Below are 15,416 nucleotides of genomic sequence, written 5' to 3' on the forward strand. Positions count from 1 at the left end.
GCCCCCGGCCGGCAGCCGCGGACCCGAGCGGGGTCCGCGGGCAGCCGTTCCCGGGGCGCGCCCGAGGAAATCCGAAGGCGCCCCCGGGTGCGGTGACTCGTGCCACCAGCCCTGCGGCGCGCCATGGCCGCGCCATGGCCGCGCCATGGCCGCGGCACCCTCGGCTCATGACCCGATCCGGCTCCTGCCGGGGGTCCCGGGCCGGGCCGCAGCGCGGAACCGATGCTCGGGCGAATCGTTTCTGCACCCCTTGGGACAAGCATTCGCACCACCCACAACTGCATAAAGGCTCGACTCGCACCGCTTTCGCACCACCTCCAAGACACCACGTCCCTGCCGACGTGTTCAACCGAACGGAGGAAGCCGTGGCCCAGGCGCCCAGGTTTCGCAAAGATGCAGTCGCAGTACCGGAGGAGAAGCATCCGGTCGACGAGACCCTGCCTCCCCTGAAAATGTTCACGAGCGGTCTCCAGCACGTGGCCGCCATGTACGCGGGTGTCGTTGCCCCGCCCATGATCGTCGGCCCTGCCGTCGGGCTCTCCGCCACCGAGACCGCGTTCCTGATGGGCGCCTCGCTCTTCACCGCCGGCCTCGCGACCCTCCTCCAGACCCTCGGATTCTGGAAGGTCGGCGCCAAACTCCCCTTCGTCAACGGGGTTTCCTTCGCCGGTGTGACCCCGATGATCGCGATCGGCAAGGGGGAGGGGGACAACGCCCTTCCCATCATCTTCGGCGCGATCATCGTTGCCGGGGTCGTCGGCTTCCTCGCCGCCCCCTACTTCGGCAAGCTCGTCCGCTTCTTCCCGCCGGTCGTGACGGGCACGGTCATCACCCTCATCGGCGTCTCGCTCCTGCCCGTCGCCTTCAACTGGTCGCAGGGCGGCAACCGCACCGCCACCGACTACGGCTCCATGCAGAACATCGGCATGGCCGCGCTCACCCTGGTCATCGTCCTGCTGATGCGCAAGTTCCTGCGCGGCTTCCTCCAGCAGATATCCATCCTGCTCGGCCTGGTCGCGGGCACGCTGATCGCCCTGCCCCTCGGCATGACCAGCTTCGACGCCGTCAAGAACGCGTCGGTGGTCGGCTTCCCGACCCCCTTCCACTTCGGCGCCCCGCAGTTCCAGATCGCTGCCATCATCTCGATGTGCATCGTCATGCTGGTCTGCATGACCGAGTCCACCGCCGACATCCTGGCGCTGGGCAAGATCGTCGGACGGCCGGCGGACGCGGGGACCATCGCGGGCGGCCTGCGCGCCGACACCCTCGGCAGTGCGATCAGCCCGCTCTTCAACGGGTTCATGTGCAGCGCCTTCGCCCAGAACATCGGGCTGGTCGCCATGACGAAGGTGCGCAGCCGCTTCGTCGTCGCCGCGGGCGGCGGCATCCTGATCCTGCTGGGCCTGTGCCCCATGGCGGCCTCCGTCATCGGAGTGGTCCCGCTCCCGGTCCTCGGCGGCGCCGGCATCGTCCTCTTCGGCTCGGTCGCGGCCAGCGGCATCCAGACCCTGGCCGGGGCGGCCATGGAGAAGGGCGAGAACGCCCTGATCGTCGCCGCCTCCGTGGGCATCGGCCTGATCCCGATCGCCGCGCCGGAGTTCTACCACGCCTTCCCGAAGGACCTGCTGGTCGTCCTCGACTCCGGCATCAGCACCGGCTGCGTGGTGGCCATCCTGCTGAACCTGGCCTTCAACCACCTCGGAGCCAGGAGGGGCGCGGCCGCCGCCACCCCCGAACCGGTGCCGGTGCACTGACCGGCGCCGGACCGCCGGGCCGGCCTCAGCCGCCGTGCCCGGCGGTCCGCCGCCGTTCGGCACGGTGGTCGAGGGCGCCGACGATGCGCTGCCAGGCCGGTGACGCCTCGGAGATCCGGGAGGAGACCAGCTTCAGGTACCCCGGCCGACTGCCGCCCCGTGCGTGTGCGATCTCCCATGCGTCCAGGTCGTCGATGAGCCGGTCCAGGCGTGGATCGTCCGGGTCCCAGTCGACCGATTGATCACAGGCCAGGTAGAGCCGCGTCGTCTCGGGGTCGTCGAGGCCGGCGTTCTTCTCCCGTAGCCGCTGTGGCACGGCCTGCGGGTCCAGCGCCTGCATCAGGATCCACGCGTCGCGCTCCAGCCGTACCCGCTGTTCGCCGATCCCGAGAGCGCGCATCCGGTCCAGGAGGGCGACCACCTCGCAGGGCAGGACCAGCTTCTCGCCGCTGTCCAGTTCGGCGATCCGGCGGCGGTACTCGGTGAGTTCGTCGATCCTGCGCCGCAGCCCGGCGTCGATGTCCGTGACGGCCGCGGCGAACTCGGTCGGCTGCGCGTGCAGCAGGGCGTCGATACGGGCCAGCGGCACCCCCGCATCGGCGAGGGTCCTGATCCGGATCAGATCCACCGCGGCCTGCGCGCTGTACCGCCGATAGCCGGAGGCATCGCGCCCGGGCTCGGGCAACAGGCCGACGTGGTGGTAGTGGCGAACGGTGCGCACGGTCACCCCGGCGGTCGCCGCCAACTGACTGATCGTGAGCACCGTCCTCCTCGGGTCTCCGTACAGCGGGGTCGTGTTGAGTCTAGGCAGTCGTCCCCTTCGGATCCTCCCGGGCGGCGCGGGCCCGGTCGACGACGTCGCGGACCGCCCGGACCACGGCGTCGGGGCGGTCGAAGCAGAGCCGGTGGTGACTCGTGTCCGAGACGATGCGCTGTTCCCCGTGCGAGACCGCCTTCACCAGGGCCGCGTCCATCCTCGCCTTGCCGTCGTTCATCTCCTGCACCGTCCGCTCCGACGTCAGCGCCTGCAGGGCGGGGTCGTCGCCCAGCACGCCGACAGCGACCACCGGTACGTCGGGAACGGGCGGCCCGGCCCGCAGTTCGGCGGCGACGGCGGCCAGCCCGGTGCGCTCGGCGATGCCGGCGCGGGTCCACGCGTCACTCGCCTTGGCATCGACCAGCGCCCGCCGCACGTGCTCCGGATAGTCCGCGAGCAACTCGGTCCTCATCTCGCGCAGGGCCGGACGCATCCGTTCCAGCTGCTCCCGGCCCGGTGCCATCCGCTCCACCGCGGCCAGGCTCGCCGCGACGGGCATGAAGTCGTCCCAGTCGCGGTGGAAGGCGTCCAGCCAGACGAGCCCCGCCACGTCCTGCGGGTACAACTGCGCGAACCGGTGTGCGTAGAAGCCCCCGAGGGAGTGCGGCACCAGCACGTACGGGGCCGGGATGTCCTGGGCCCGCAGCAGCGCGCGCAGTTCCGTGGCGACCGCGGTGGCGGTGCGCGGCAGCGGAAGGGGATCGCTGTAGCCCGTGCCGCCGCGGTCGTACACAACGGCGGTGGTGAACTGCGCGACCTCCTGCTGGACGCCGAAATAGTCCAGGCCGACCGCACTGGCGCCCGGCAGGAACACCACGGCCGGTCCGCCGCTGCCCGAGCGGTGCACGAAGATGCTGCGGCCTTCCGTCTCCTGGAACCCTCCGAGCGGCGGGGCGGGCCGGGCCGGGGAAGTGATGTCGTTCGTCATGCGACCAGACTCCAACCCTGACGCAGGGTCAGGGTCAAGCCGCTTCCGCAGCCGTTGCCGCGCGCTGCGCTCAGCAGGTCGAGTGGAAGAGCCCGCCGACCCGCTCGGTCGCGGCCAGCCGGTTGTATACCTCCACGGCCGCGGGCGTCTCCTCCACGTGCACCTCGACCCCCGCCGCCCGGAGCACTTCCAGCGTCTGCGGTGCGACCCCGAGGCGCTTTTCCATGCCACGGCTCAGGACCACCGCGCTCACCCCGAGGTCGAGGAGCTCGCGCACCTCCTGCGGCTGGATGCCGGGGTCGTGCCGCGTGCCGTGCTCGGACCAGTCCCAGGGACGGCCGCCGCCCGGGTAGAGCCTGAAGTCCTTGCCGGGCGCCAGCCCTTCGACCTCGATCCGGCCCCAGGAGAGGTGAGTGACGAGCGGGGAGCGATCCGAGGCCGCCGTCCCCGCCGTGGCGGGCGTCGCCGGCTCAGTCGGCGTGGTCACCCGGGGATTCCACTGCATCAGATTGCTCATCAGCTCGGCCTGTTCGATCGCGTCGTCCAGGGCGTGGTGCGTGTGGCGGCGCTTCGACAGCAGTCCGCGCGGCATCCGGCCCTTCACGGCCGCCCGCAGCGGCACCCGCGCCTTCGTCGCGTAGAGGGTTTTCATGTCCAGGCAGCCGGAGTGGCCGAAGGGGCTGTCCCCGCCGAACCGGATCAGGTACCAGTACAGGAAGGTCCAGTCGAAGGAGGCCGGATAGCCGCACATCACCGGCTGCGCCCCCGCGGACACCTCCCGTACCCACGCGCAGAACTCGGCCATGGCCACCGCCGGATCGGCGCCCTCGCGCACCAGCCGGTCGCGGTCCAGCCCGCTGACGGCCAGCGCCGCGGGCACGAACTCCTCACTGATGGGGCGCAATTCCCGGTAGAAGGTGTGCTTTTCGGGATCGGCCGCCGTGTACGAGGCTCCGTCCTGCCGGCCCGCGACCGCCGCCCCGAAGCTGATCATCGAATACGGTCCGGGAATGGGTCCGTCGGCCTCGATGTCGACGGAGATGTAGAGACTGGGACGTGCGGTGCGAGCTGCCATGGGCCCGAGCATGCCAGTCCGTGACGCGCCGATCATCCCGTTTTCCCGCGGGTGCCGGGTGCGGAATCGCCGCTCGGCCACCGCGGGGGGACGATGGGAAGAGGGGCGCGTCGCACACGTCGGACACGTCGGACGCTTCGGTGGCGTCGGATCGAGGGAACAGCCATGTTCGAGGACAGCAGGGCATTCAGCGGATTCGCGGTCGACGACCTGGACAGGGCCAGGGAGTTCTACGGCACGACCCTCGGCCTGCGCGTCTCGCAGGACGGGGAGATGGGCCTGCTCCGCCTGCACCTCGCGGGTGACACCACGGTCCTGGTCTATCCGAAGGAGGACCACCGGCCCGCGAGCTTCACGATCTTGAATTTTCCCGTGGACGACGTCGAGCGGGCCGTCGACGAGCTCACCGCCCGCGGTGTCGGATTCGAGCGCTACGAGGGCTTCGAGGCGGACGCCAAGGGCATCGTGCACGGTGAGGGCGGCATGCCCACCATCGCCTGGTTCAAGGACCCGGCGGGCAACATCCTCGCGGTGCTCGACGGGGGCCCCTGACCCCCTGACCCGGCTGACCCGAGGCGAACGCCCCGCCGGTACGGCCCCGCCCACCCCCTCCGGGCCGGGCGGGGCCGTTCACGTTCTCGTCAGGAGGCCGGGGTCAGGAACATGCCCGTCTGGTCCCCGCCCGCGGTGTTCTTGCAGCTGAAGCCGGAGCTCGCGGGCTGGGCGACGACCAGGGCCAGGCAGCGGCCCGCGGCCAGCTGGCCGTAGTGGTTCGGGTGCATGGACTCCTGGATCGGCCCCTGCGTCTCGTTGTTGTCGATCCAGCGCGCCCACTCGCTCGTCCTCGCCGAGGCGGGCACCGTGGAGCTCACCTGCTTGCTCGCCTTCGCGCACACCTCACGGCCCTGCATCATGTCCCGCAGGTCCAGGAACTGCACGCCCTTGGCCGCCGCGACGCCCTTGATCCGGTCCGCCATCTGCGGCACGAGCGAGTCCCGCGCCCAGTCGGAGTCCCGGTTCCAGAAGGGGCAGCCGCCCGTGTTGAGCCGGCTCCAGTCGCTCTGCGTGTACCGGTTCTCCGCGCCGCGCGGGATCGGCGACGGGTAGGACTGCAGCACGATCCGGTACGAGGAATCGGCGTACCCGGCCGCCCGCATCACGGCCCGGATCTCGTCCACGGACTTGCCGACCTTGGCCATGACCCCGTCGATCTTCTGGTCGACGCCGTACTGCTGGTCGTCGTAGCAGTAGGAGTTCCAGATGACGAAGTCGAGGGCGCAGTCCTTGATGATGTCGGCGAAGCCGAGGTCGTTCCCGCCGATGGACAGGGCGATGATCTTGACGTTGTGGCTCGCGGCCACCGCCGCGAGCTGATCGGCCTGCGGGGCCTCGCCCTTGTAGGCGACTCCGCCGTTGGAGGCGCGGAAGACGTTGTCCGAGACCGCGCCGGAGCAGGCCAGGTTCACGGCGACGTCGGCGATCGCCCCTGCGCTGCGGACCTCGGCCGAGTCGGACCGGTGACAGCCGCCGGCGGTGGTCCCGTAGACCTTGGCGGGGTCGTAGGTGCTGCCGCTGACCCAGCCCCGGTCGGTCCCGTTGCGGCTCCCGCTGTTGGTGAGGCTGTTGCCCTTCCAGCGTCCGGCCTCGCCGGAGATGTAGCTGTCACCCATGGACACCACGGCGGTGGGTCCGTTCCCGGGGCTGGCGGCGGAGGTTCCGGCTCCGCCGGCGAGCAGCGCGCTGACGGCGAGCGGCACGACCACTCCGGCCCCGGCCAGTCGTCGCACCCGACTGCGGTCCCGGTCCTTGCTGACGTTGCGGAATCCGATCACTGCGGAACTCCTGCGTTCGGCCACGCCGAAGTCGGCGACGACTGCGTCGCGTGGCTGGGAAGTGGGGGTACCGCCGGCCGGTGGCATCGGAAAGGTGACACGGGCCCACTTGTTACCGCTAGGTACAGGCAAGTTACGAACAAGTAACAACCGACCGGTCGTTCGGGGATCCGGTTCCTGTCGGGCCGTCAGGGAGCGCCCGGTGAGGTGTCGCGTTGTGGAATGCAAACGGCTCCGCCCCCGTGCCGTGAGGCGACGGGGGCGGAGCCGTCGGGTTCGACCGCTGTGCGTTCCGGTCGAATCCGGGTGTCAGCCGACCAGCTGCTCGTACGCGGGAAGCGTCAGGAAGTCCGCGTAGTCCGCGTCCAGGGAGACCTGCAGGAGGAGGTCGTGGGCCTGCTGCCACTTGCCGGACGTGAAGGCATCCTCGCCGACCTCGGCGCGGATGGCGGTCAGTTCCTCGGCCGCGATCCTGCGGGTCAGCTCTGCCGTGGCCGTCTCGCCGTTCTCGAACACGACGCCCGCGTTGATCCACTGCCAGATCTGCGAGCGCGAGATCTCGGCGGTGGCCGCGTCCTCCATCAGGCCGAAGATGCCGACGGCGCCGAGGCCGCGCAGCCAGGCCTCGATGTAGCGGATGCCGACCTGAACCGCGTTGCGCAGGCCCTCGTACGTCGGCTTCGCGTCCAGCGAGTCGATCGCGATGAGCTCGCCCGGGGCCACCGAGACGTCCTCGCGCAGCCGGTCCTTCTGGTTCGGCTTCTCGCCGAGCACCGCGTCGAAGGAGGCCATCGCGATCGGGACCAGGTCGGGGTGGGCGACCCAGGAGCCGTCGAAGCCGTCGCCGGCCTCGCGGTCCTTGTCGGCCTTGACCTTCTCGAACGCGACCTTGTTGACCTCGGCGTCCTTGCGGGACGGGATGAAGGCGGCCATGCCGCCGATGGCGTGCGCGCCGCGCTTGTGGCAGGTGCGGACCAGCAGTTCGGTGTACGCACGCATGAACGGGGCGGTCATCGTCACCGCGTTGCGGTCCGGCAGGACGAACTTCTCGCCGCCGTCACGGAAGTTCTTCACGATGGAGAACAGGTAGTCCCAGCGGCCCGCGTTCAGGCCCGCCGCGTGGTCGCGCAGCTCGTAGAGGATCTCCTCCATCTCGTATGCGGCGGTGATCGTCTCGATGAGGACGGTCGCGCGGACGGTGCCCTGGGGGATGCCGACGTAGTCCTGGGCGAAGACGAAGATCTCGTTCCAGAGGCGCGCCTCCAGGTGCGACTCCGTCTTCGGCAGGTAGAAGTACGGACCCTTGCCGAGGTCGATCAGGCGCTTCGCGTTGTGGAAGAAGTAGAGCCCGAAGTCCACGAGCGAGCCGGAGGCCGGGCCGCCCTCGAACCGCAGGTGACGCTCCTCCAGGTGCCAGCCGCGCGGCCGCATGACCACGGTCGCCAGCTCCGCGGCGGGCTTCAGGGCGTACGCCTTGCCGGTGCGGGGGTCGGTGAAGTCGATGCGACGCTCGTAGGCGTCGATGAGGTTGAGCTGGCCGAGGACGACGTTCTCCCAGGTGGGAGCGGAGGCGTCCTCGAAGTCGGCGAGCCAGACCTTGGCGCCCGAGTTCAGGGCGTTGATGGTCATCTTGCGGTCCGTCGGACCGGTGATCTCCACACGGCGGTCGTTCAGCGCGGCCGGGGCCGGCGCCACCTTCCAGTCGCCCTCGCGGACCTGTGCGGTGTCCGGGAGGAAGTCGAGGGTGGAGGTCCGGGCGATCTCGGCGCGGCGCTCGCCGCGACGGGCGAGGAGCTCGGCGCGGCGGGGGGCGAACCGCCGGTGAAGCTCGGCCACGAAGGCGAGGGCCGCTTCGGTGAGGACTTCGTCCTGCCGGGGCAGGGGCTCGGCGTCGACGATGGCCAGCGGGGACGGCGCTGGTGCGGACATATCTGTCACTCCTTCAGCGGCGGTGCCTGGCGGCCGCGGGGGAATGCTCGCGCGAGACGGCACGCAGTGCCGTCGGGTGTGGAGAGTTCCGGGATACGGTCGCGGGCGCCGTCTGTGGGTTCAGGGCGCTTCTGACCAGTGGATAGTAATTTCCTCATGGTGGAAGTTCAATGGTTTGTTGATGTCGAGATTCTCTGAGTCGACAGATTCCGCTTCCCGGTGGCCCTCAGTGCCATTGCCGTCACACCGTGCTCAGAGGAGTCGTACCAGGTCGGGCGGCGTGTCGATGTCGAAGGCCTCCGCGATGTCCGAGCACTCCACCAGCATGAGCTCTCCGGCATGTCGTGCAAGATGCACCCGCGCGCCCTTGTCGCCGGTCGCCGCCGCCGCGATGTCGGCCCAGCGGTCCGCGCCGAACAGCACGGGGTGGCCGCGCTCCCCGTCGTACGCCGCCGCCGCCAGGCTCGCGGGGGAGCGGTAAGCCTCCAGCACCCGGGCCACGGCCGCCGGGCCGATGCCCGGCTGGTCCACCAGCGAGACCAGGGCCGCGCGGGCGCCCGTACCGGCCAGCGAGGCGAGGCCGACCCGCAGCGAGGAGCCCATCCCCTCGGCCCAGTCCGGGTTGTCCACGACCACGCAGCCGGCCAGGTCCGCGCGCTCGCGGACCTCGGACGCCGAGGCGCCGAGCACCACGTGCACCGGGCCGCAGCCCGCCTCGCGCAGGACCCGTACCGCGTTCTCGACCAGCGGACGGCCGCGGAAGGGGAGCAGGGCCTTGGGTCGCCCGCCGAGCCGGCGGCCACCGCCGGCGGCCAGGAGCAGGCCCGCGATCAGGGGTGAATCGGAGTGTGCGTTGGCTGACATGCCACCGATTCTCGCTCCTGCGCGAAACCGGGTGACCGCCGTGCCAGGGAGCGGCGTACGGAGGCCAGTGCGGCACCGATCCGCAGCGGACGGGCGATCCGGTTCTCGGTGGCGGCCAGCAGGGCACGTTCGTCACGGTCGGTCAGCATCTCGCCGTCTCCTTGCCAATCGGGGGCCAATAAGGCGAGTCTGGTCCTCGATTGGCCTGGCCGTCAGAGCCAATCAGGGGAGGTTGGCATGGCAAACGGGCGAGTGGTCCAGACAGCGGACAGAACCATCGGCAGCCGCCAGCTCGCGGCCCTGCTGCCCGCCGAGGTCCTGGCCCGCCCCGGCTACCGGGCGCTCGCCGACGCCGTCCGCACGCTGATCCTCGACGGCCGCATCGCCCTGCACGTCCGGCTGCCCGCCGAACGCGAACTCGCCGACGCGGTCGGCGCCAGCCGGGCCACCGTCACCGGCGCCTACGACCTGCTGCGCGAGAGCGGCTACGTCCGCAGCCGGCGCGGCTCCGGCACCTGGACCGAGCTCCCCGAGGGCCACCGCCCGGTCGGGGCCCACGCCCTCCTCGGGGCCGGCGGCCACAGCGCCGACGGCGAACCGGGCATCGACCTGGCCATCGCCGCCATGGGCGCCCCGGACGGCATCCTCGCCGACGCCCTCGCCCGGGCCGCGCCGAGACTCCCCACGGCCGCCCGGACGCCCGGCTACCACCCCTTCGGCCTGCCCGACCTGCGGACGGCCGTCGCCGACCGGTTCACCCGGCGCGGACTGCCCACCCGCCCCGAGCAGATCCTCGTCACCTCCGGCGCCCAGCATGCCTTCACCCTCGTCGTCAGCCTGCTCTGCCGGGCCGGCGACCGGGTCGTCACCGAGAACCCCACCTACGCCAACGCCCTGGACGCCCTGCGCCACGCCCGGCTGCGCATGGGCTCCATCGCCGTCTCCGAGAGCGGCTGGGACCTGGAGATCGCCGAGTCCACCCTGCGCCAGACCGTGCCGAGGCTGGCGTACGTGATCCCCGACTTCCACAACCCGACGGGCGCCCTGATGCCCGACGAGCAGCGACTGCGGCTGCTCGCGGCGACCCGGCGCACCGGCACCTGGCTGGTGGTCGACGAGACCATCGCCGACATCGCGCTCGACGTCCCGGCGCCCAGGCCCCTGGCCTCGCTGGCCCCGCGCGGCGGCGCCGACCACGTGGTGACCATCGGCTCCCTCAGCAAGACGCACTGGGGCGGGCTGCGCGTCGGCTGGATCCGGGCCGGCGCGAAGATGATCACCGAGCTGACGGCCGTCCGGGTCTCCGCCGACATGACCGGCTCGGTGCTCGACCAGCTGGTCGCCCTCCCGCTGCTGGAGGGCATGGAACGCTCCCTGCCCGCACGCCTCGCACAGCTGAGGATCCAGCGCGAGGCCCTGGTGGCATCGCTCCAGCGGCACACCCCGGAATGGTCCTGGCAGGTCCCGCCGGGCGGGCTCTCGCTCTGGGTCGACCTCGGCGAGCCGGTGAGCTCCGCCCTGGCCGACCGGGCCGCGGCGGCCGGTGTCCACATCGGCCGCGGCGCCCGCTTCGGGGTGGACCCGGGCACCTTCGAACACCGGCTCCGGATTCCCTACACGCTCCCCGCGGACCGCCTGGACGAGGGCATCCGCCGTCTCGCGAGCGCCTTCCACGACGGGATCCCGCTGCCGTCGGCGGTGGAGCGCCCGCACTGGGTGGCGTAGCGGGAGACAGCCTCCGAGACCTGCCCCGTGCGGCCCTTACCCGGCCGCGCGGCGGAAGTGGGCGTTCGCCGCCGGGCGGAACATCAGGACCACCGCCGTGAGAACGGCCGCCGGATGGACGGTCCGGCTGATGCCGAAGACCCATTCGAAGGCGCCCGCGCGGGCCAGCGCGTCGGAGAGCGAACCGCCGCCGAGGAGGTACCCCAGCGGTCCGACCACGAGCGAGGCGCTGCCGAGGACGCCGAGGCCGACGGCCAGGGTGGCCCGGGCCCAGCCGGCGCCGCGGCGCATACGTACGGCGACCAGCACGGCGGCGGTGAACACGGCCAGCCGCACCGCAAGACCCACGCCCGACTCCCCGGCCGGAGCCCGGCCGACCATCAGGGCGGTCTCGAAGGCACCGGCGGCCACGGCCGTGACCCAGAGCGCGAAGGCGGCCCGCACGACGGCGGGCGGCGGGCCGGGGCTTCGGCGCCCCGCGGCCGGGTGCGCCGGGACGGAGGTGGCAGGCATCGGGGGCTCGCTCTCGTGAGGGGGCGTCGACACCCCGATGCTCCCGCGGGCCCGCGCCCGGCACCCGCCTGCAGCCCCGCGCATCGGCCCTGGGGCCAGCCCCCTACGGCGTGCGGATCAGGCGGCGGGTGGCGGCTGCCGCGACCGCCGAGGTGCGGGAGTCGACGCCGAGCTTGGCGTAGATGTGCACCAGGTGGGACTTGACCGTGGCCTGGCTGAGGAAGAGCTTCTTGGAGATCTGCTGGTTCGACAGCCCGTCCGCGACCAGCTGGAGCACTTCCAGCTCCCGCTTCGTCAGCGCCTGCGCCGGGGTCCGCATCCGGTCCATCAGGCGCAGCGCCACCGCCGGGGCCAGCGCCGACTGGCCCGCCGCGGCCGTACGGACGGCCGCCGCGAGCTCCTCCGGCGGGGCGTCCTTCAGCAGGTAGCCCGAGGCGCCCGCCTCCACCGCCGCCAGGATGTCCGCGTCGGTGTCGTACGTGGTCAGCACCAGCACCCGGGGCGCCCCCGGGCGGGCGGTGATCAGGGCCGTCGCCTCGGAACCGTGCATACCGGGCCCGAACTGCAGGTCCATCAGCACCACGTCCACCGGCTCCCCGGCGGCCAGCTCCACCGCCCGCTCGGCGGTCGCGGCCTCGGCTACCACCGCGAAGTCCGGTTCGGTGTCCAGCACCGCGCGCAGCCCGGCCCGGACCACCGGGTGGTCGTCGGCGAGCAGGAGACGGATGGTCACAGGGCCTCCACGGGGTCCGTGTGTTCCAGATGTTCCAGGGGCAGCGGCAGGGTGACGGCCACGGCGGTGCCCTGCCCGGGGGCGGACTCCACCGTGAACAGCCCGCCCAGGGTCTCGGCGCGCGAGCGCATGGCGGGCAGCCCGAAGCCGCCGTCGCCCGAGCCGGAGGTGACCGAGGACGGGTCGAAGCCGTGCCCGTCGTCCACGATGTCGAGGGTGACCGAGGCGTCCATGAACGTCAGGGTGATCTCGGCGCGTCCGGCCCGCGCGTGCCGCACCACATTGGCCAGCGCCGACTGCGCGATCCGCAGCAGGGCCACCTCGTACGGGGTGGGCAGCACCCGCGGGCTGCCGGTCAGCGAGAACCGCACGCGCGGCCCCGGAACCCCCGCGCAGAGCCGTTCCAGCGCGGCCGCGAGCGACCCGTGCTCCAGGTCCGGCGGGGTGAGGGCCCGTACGAAGCGACGCGCCTCGGCGAGGTTCTCCTGGGCCGCCTCCCGGGCCCGGGCGATGTGCGGCCGGGCCGGGGCCCCCTCGGGCAGCGCCCGCTCCGCGGCCCGCAGCAGCAGCTGGATCGAGGAAAGCCCCTGGGCGAGGGTGTCGTGGATCTCCCGGGCGAGGCGCTCCCGCTCGGCCAGGATCCCGGCGCCCCGCTCGGCCGCGGCCAGCTCCGCCCGGGTCGTGATCAGCTCCTCGATCAGCTCCCGGCGGCGCTCGCTCTCGCGGTACAGCGCCTGGTAGCCCAGTACGGTCGCCACCGCCACCGCTCCGCCCAGCAGCGGCCCGAGGAAGGCGCCGGGAGTCACCGCGCTGCTGTGCGCGAGGAATCCGCCGATGGCCGCGCAGGCGGTCACCGCGACGGCCGTGACCCCCCAGCGCAGCCGCAGGAGGTGCAGCTCCAGGAAGTACAGCGGGAAGGCGATCCACAGCCCGTCGGGGGAGACCACGAGCAGCGCCGCCCACGCCGCACCGAGCCCGGTCAGCCACAGCGCCCCGGCGCGCGGCGAGCTGTGCACGGCGGGGGCCCGTACGCCGCCCACGTAGACGGCGGCCAGCACCGCGCAGGCGGTGATCACCCAGGGGGCCCGGGGCGCGGAGTCGGCGACGGCCCGCCCGGCGGCGAGCGCGAGCAGCCCGAAGAACAGCGCGTGCAGGCACAGCCGCAGCACCTTGGAGACGGGGGTGAGCGCGCGGGAGGCGGAGGGGCCGGCGACGGGCGCGGAGAGCGCCGAGGGCGCGGCGGGCGCGGCGGGCGGCGCGGAACGAGCGGAGGAAACGGGAGCAGTCATGGCCGGACCAGCCTAAGTGGGGACGGACCGGCCCCGGTCAACCGAAAGTTTGATGTCCGGACGCACCCTTCGATACGAGGATCACTACTGTGGCGCGATGCCTTGTGTCCACGCGGAAGACCAAGGTGGGGGACATGTTCGTCGCATGGAGAGATCTACGGTTCGCCAAGGGCCGCTTCGCCCTCATGGGTTCGGTCGTGCTGCTCATCACACTGCTGGTCGGTCTGCTGTCCGGGCTCACCTCCGGCCTGGCCCGGGAGAACATCTCGGCCATCACCGGCCTGCCCGCCTCGCACCTGGCCTTCGCCGCGCCCACCGGGGACCAGAAAGTGTCCTTCACCAACTCGCAGGTGCCCGAGTCCGCCTGGCTCGCCTGGCGCGAACAGCCCGGGGTGAAGTCGGCGGAGCCACTCGGCATCCGCACCACCAACGCCGTCTCGGGTGAGCGCACCGCCGCGGTCTCGGTCTTCGGCGTGGAATCCGCCGGGGGGCTCGCGCCGCGTGACGCCGGCCTCACCCAGGGCCAGGTGGTCCTCGCCGAGAAGGCCGCGAAGGAGCTGGGCGGCCTGACCGCCGGGGCCAAGCTCAAGATCGGCCCGCTCGAATTGACCGTGGCCGCGGTGTCCGGGACCGCCGCCCACAGCCACACCCCGGTCGTCTGGATGGACCTGGGCGACTGGCAGCGCATCGGCAACCCCGGCACCTCCATCGACACCCTCGCCACCGTCGTCGCCGTCTCCGGCAGCGGCGTGGACCTCGCCGCGGCGGACAAGGCCGCCGCCACCAAGGCCCGGACCGTGGACGAGGCCCTGGGCGCCATCGGCTCGTACCAGGCCGAGAACGGCTCGCTCCAGCTGATGCGCGGCTTCCTCTTCGTGATCTCGGCCCTGGTGATAGGGGCCTTCTTCACGGTGTGGACGATCCAGCGCAGCGCCGACATCGCCGTGCTGAAGGCCCTGGGCGCCTCCACCCCGTACCTCCTGAAGGACGCCCTCGGCCAGGCCGTGGTGATGCTCTCCATCGGCACCGGGCTGGGCACCGCGCTCGCCGCCGGCTTCGGCGCACTGATCAGCGGCGGCCCCGTGCCCTTCGTCCTCGACACCGCCACGGTGCTCGTCCCCGCCGCCGTGATGATCCTGCTCGGCGCGCTGGGCGCTGCCCTGTCCATCCGGCGGATCACCGCCGTCGACCCGCTGACCGCCCTCGGGAGCGCCCGATGACCCTCCTCGTCCACGACGTCACACTGACCTACCCCGACGGTGAGAGCCGGCTCACCGCCCTCGACGCGGTCCGCCTGGAGGTCCCGGCGGGCACCCTGACGGCGGTGATCGGACCCTCCGGCTCCGGCAAGTCCAGCCTGCTCGCGGTCGCCGCCACCCTCGTCACCCCGGATTCCGGCCGGGTCGTCGTCGCCGGGCAGGACACCACGGAGCTCGGCCCCGCCGAGAAGTCGGCCCTGCGCCGGGAGAAGATCGGCATCGTCTTCCAGCAGCCGAACCTGCTGGCCTCGCTGACCGCGGCCGAGCAGCTCCAGGTCATGGCACACCTCTCCGGCCGCCCCGCGCGCGCCCAGCGCCGGCGCGCGCTGGAGCTGCTGGACGCGGTGGGCCTGGCCGACAAGGCCGACAAGCGGCCCCACCAGCTCTCCGGCGGCCAGCGGCAGCGGGTCAACATAGCCCGCGCCCTGATGAACGAGCCCGCGGTGCTGCTGGTCGACGAGCCGACGAGCGCGCTGGACCACGAGCGCGGCGCGGCCGTGCTCGACCTGCTGGTCACCCTGACCCGGGAGCGCGCCACCGCCACGGTGCTGGTCACGCACGACCACGCCCACCTGGAACGGATGGACCGGACGGCGACCATGACGGACGGCAGCCTGACGCTCAGCCCGGAGCCGGTCCCGGCGCCCTGAGCCAGGGGCCCTGAGCCGCGGGCTCTGGGCCCGCGTACGGGGAAGGCC

The 15,416-nt window shown here is 72.3% G+C and carries 15 protein-coding genes; 5 read left to right on the forward strand and 10 right to left on the reverse strand.

The window, feature by feature from the left end; all coding sequences use genetic code 11:
* Positions 1-365: 365 nt before the first annotated feature.
* Positions 366-1,754 carry a nucleobase:cation symporter-2 family protein gene (locus ACWGE1_RS33750; protein WP_453424281.1) on the forward strand — a complete coding sequence of 463 codons (1,389 nt, stop codon included), beginning with the start codon at positions 366-368 and terminating at the stop codon, positions 1,752-1,754.
* Positions 1,755-1,779: 25 nt separating this feature from the next.
* On the opposite strand, the gene ACWGE1_RS33755 is transcribed toward ACWGE1_RS33750, so the two are convergent.
* The 3 genes from ACWGE1_RS33755 to ACWGE1_RS33765 all read right to left on the reverse strand — a co-directional run bounded on the left by ACWGE1_RS33755 (position 1,780) and on the right by ACWGE1_RS33765 (position 4,574).
* Positions 1,780-2,517 (reverse strand): MerR family transcriptional regulator, encoded by a 738-nt coding sequence (locus ACWGE1_RS33755; protein WP_453424267.1) that lies wholly within the window; start codon positions 2,515-2,517, stop codon positions 1,780-1,782.
* Positions 2,518-2,557: 40 nt separating this feature from the next.
* Positions 2,558-3,499: an alpha/beta fold hydrolase gene (locus ACWGE1_RS33760; RefSeq protein WP_453424268.1), complete on the reverse strand. Its 942-nt coding sequence runs from the start codon at positions 3,497-3,499 to the stop codon at positions 2,558-2,560.
* A gap of 70 nt (positions 3,500-3,569) precedes the next feature.
* Positions 3,570-4,574 carry an MTH938/NDUFAF3 family protein gene (locus ACWGE1_RS33765; protein ID WP_453424269.1) on the reverse strand — a complete coding sequence of 335 codons (1,005 nt, stop codon included), beginning with the start codon at positions 4,572-4,574 and terminating at the stop codon, positions 3,570-3,572.
* Between the two features lie 165 nt (positions 4,575-4,739).
* On the opposite strand from ACWGE1_RS33765, the gene ACWGE1_RS33770 reads away from it, so the two are divergent.
* Positions 4,740-5,126, forward strand: coding sequence for a VOC family protein (locus ACWGE1_RS33770; protein ID WP_453424270.1), 387 nt, complete (start codon positions 4,740-4,742; stop codon positions 5,124-5,126).
* A gap of 89 nt (positions 5,127-5,215) precedes the next feature.
* On the opposite strand, the gene ACWGE1_RS33775 is transcribed toward ACWGE1_RS33770, so the two are convergent.
* The 4 genes from ACWGE1_RS33775 to ACWGE1_RS33790 form a co-directional block, all read right to left on the reverse strand.
* Positions 5,216-6,493: a GDSL-type esterase/lipase family protein gene (locus ACWGE1_RS33775; RefSeq protein ID WP_453424271.1), complete on the reverse strand. Its 1,278-nt coding sequence runs from the start codon at positions 6,491-6,493 to the stop codon at positions 5,216-5,218.
* A gap of 222 nt (positions 6,494-6,715) precedes the next feature.
* Positions 6,716-8,335, reverse strand: a complete 1,620-nt coding sequence (gene aceB / locus ACWGE1_RS33780) for a malate synthase A (protein ID WP_453424272.1) — start codon at positions 8,333-8,335, stop codon at positions 6,716-6,718.
* 252 nt (positions 8,336-8,587) lie between these two features.
* On the reverse strand, positions 8,588-9,199 hold the full coding sequence (locus ACWGE1_RS33785) for a nucleotidyltransferase family protein (RefSeq protein ID WP_453424273.1): 612 nt from the start codon (positions 9,197-9,199) through the stop codon (positions 8,588-8,590).
* A complete protein-coding gene (locus ACWGE1_RS33790) occupies positions 9,166-9,348 on the reverse strand; it encodes a hypothetical protein (RefSeq protein ID WP_453424274.1) in 183 nt (60 codons plus the stop codon). The genes ACWGE1_RS33785 and ACWGE1_RS33790 overlap by 34 nt, the downstream gene beginning before the upstream one ends.
* 88 nt (positions 9,349-9,436) lie before the next feature.
* Between ACWGE1_RS33790 and yczR the strand changes: the two genes are divergently transcribed.
* A complete protein-coding gene (yczR, locus tag ACWGE1_RS33795; RefSeq protein WP_453424275.1) occupies positions 9,437-10,924 on the forward strand; it encodes a MocR-like transcription factor YczR in 1,488 nt (495 codons plus the stop codon).
* Between the two features lie 36 nt (positions 10,925-10,960).
* Here yczR and ACWGE1_RS33800 read toward each other — a convergent pair whose 3' ends face one another.
* The 3 genes from ACWGE1_RS33800 to ACWGE1_RS33810 all read right to left on the reverse strand — a co-directional run bounded on the left by ACWGE1_RS33800 (position 10,961) and on the right by ACWGE1_RS33810 (position 13,459).
* Entirely contained in the window at positions 10,961-11,437 is a 477-nt protein-coding gene (locus ACWGE1_RS33800; protein WP_453424276.1) for a hypothetical protein, read from the reverse strand.
* Positions 11,438-11,540: 103 nt separating this feature from the next.
* Positions 11,541-12,170, reverse strand: a complete 630-nt coding sequence (locus tag ACWGE1_RS33805; protein WP_453424277.1) for a response regulator — start codon at positions 12,168-12,170, stop codon at positions 11,541-11,543.
* Entirely contained in the window at positions 12,167-13,459 is a 1,293-nt protein-coding gene (locus ACWGE1_RS33810; protein WP_453424278.1) for a sensor histidine kinase, read from the reverse strand. Before ACWGE1_RS33810 ends, ACWGE1_RS33805 begins: the two co-directional genes overlap by 4 nt.
* Positions 13,460-13,593: 134 nt before the next feature.
* On the opposite strand from ACWGE1_RS33810, the gene ACWGE1_RS33815 reads away from it, so the two are divergent.
* Together ACWGE1_RS33815 and ACWGE1_RS33820 are read left to right on the forward strand one after the other, a co-directional pair.
* Positions 13,594-14,679 carry an ABC transporter permease gene (locus ACWGE1_RS33815; RefSeq protein ID WP_453424279.1) on the forward strand — a complete coding sequence of 362 codons (1,086 nt, stop codon included), beginning with the start codon at positions 13,594-13,596 and terminating at the stop codon, positions 14,677-14,679.
* Positions 14,676-15,368, forward strand: coding sequence for an ABC transporter ATP-binding protein (locus ACWGE1_RS33820; protein WP_453424280.1), 693 nt, complete (start codon positions 14,676-14,678; stop codon positions 15,366-15,368). The genes ACWGE1_RS33815 and ACWGE1_RS33820 overlap by 4 nt, the downstream gene beginning before the upstream one ends.
* Positions 15,369-15,416: the final 48 nt, after the last annotated feature.

This window comes from Streptomyces sp. NPDC054932 (genome assembly GCF_053610205.1).

Excerpts from the sequence above, each read along its gene's own strand:
- ACWGE1_RS33760 (WP_453424268.1), bottom strand. The coding sequence starts at position 3,499 with ATGACGAACGACATCACTTCCCCGGCCCGGCCCGCCCCGCCGCTCGGA.
- ACWGE1_RS33765 (WP_453424269.1), bottom strand. The coding sequence starts at position 4,574 with ATGGCAGCTCGCACCGCACGTCCCAGTCTCTACATCTCCGTCGACATC.
- ACWGE1_RS33770 (WP_453424270.1), top strand. The coding sequence starts at position 4,740 with ATGTTCGAGGACAGCAGGGCATTCAGCGGATTCGCGGTCGACGACCTG.
- ACWGE1_RS33775 (WP_453424271.1), bottom strand. The coding sequence starts at position 6,493 with ATGCCACCGGCCGGCGGTACCCCCACTTCCCAGCCACGCGACGCAGTC.
- aceB (WP_453424272.1), bottom strand. The coding sequence starts at position 8,335 with ATGTCCGCACCAGCGCCGTCCCCGCTGGCCATCGTCGACGCCGAGCCC.
- ACWGE1_RS33785 (WP_453424273.1), bottom strand. The coding sequence starts at position 9,199 with ATGTCAGCCAACGCACACTCCGATTCACCCCTGATCGCGGGCCTGCTC.
- ACWGE1_RS33790 (WP_453424274.1), bottom strand. The coding sequence starts at position 9,348 with ATGCTGACCGACCGTGACGAACGTGCCCTGCTGGCCGCCACCGAGAAC.
- yczR (WP_453424275.1), top strand. The coding sequence starts at position 9,437 with ATGGCAAACGGGCGAGTGGTCCAGACAGCGGACAGAACCATCGGCAGC.
- ACWGE1_RS33800 (WP_453424276.1), bottom strand. The coding sequence starts at position 11,437 with ATGCCTGCCACCTCCGTCCCGGCGCACCCGGCCGCGGGGCGCCGAAGC.
- ACWGE1_RS33810 (WP_453424278.1), bottom strand. The coding sequence starts at position 13,459 with ATGACTGCTCCCGTTTCCTCCGCTCGTTCCGCGCCGCCCGCCGCGCCC.
- ACWGE1_RS33815 (WP_453424279.1), top strand. The coding sequence starts at position 13,594 with ATGTTCGTCGCATGGAGAGATCTACGGTTCGCCAAGGGCCGCTTCGCC.
- ACWGE1_RS33820 (WP_453424280.1), top strand. The coding sequence starts at position 14,676 with ATGACCCTCCTCGTCCACGACGTCACACTGACCTACCCCGACGGTGAG.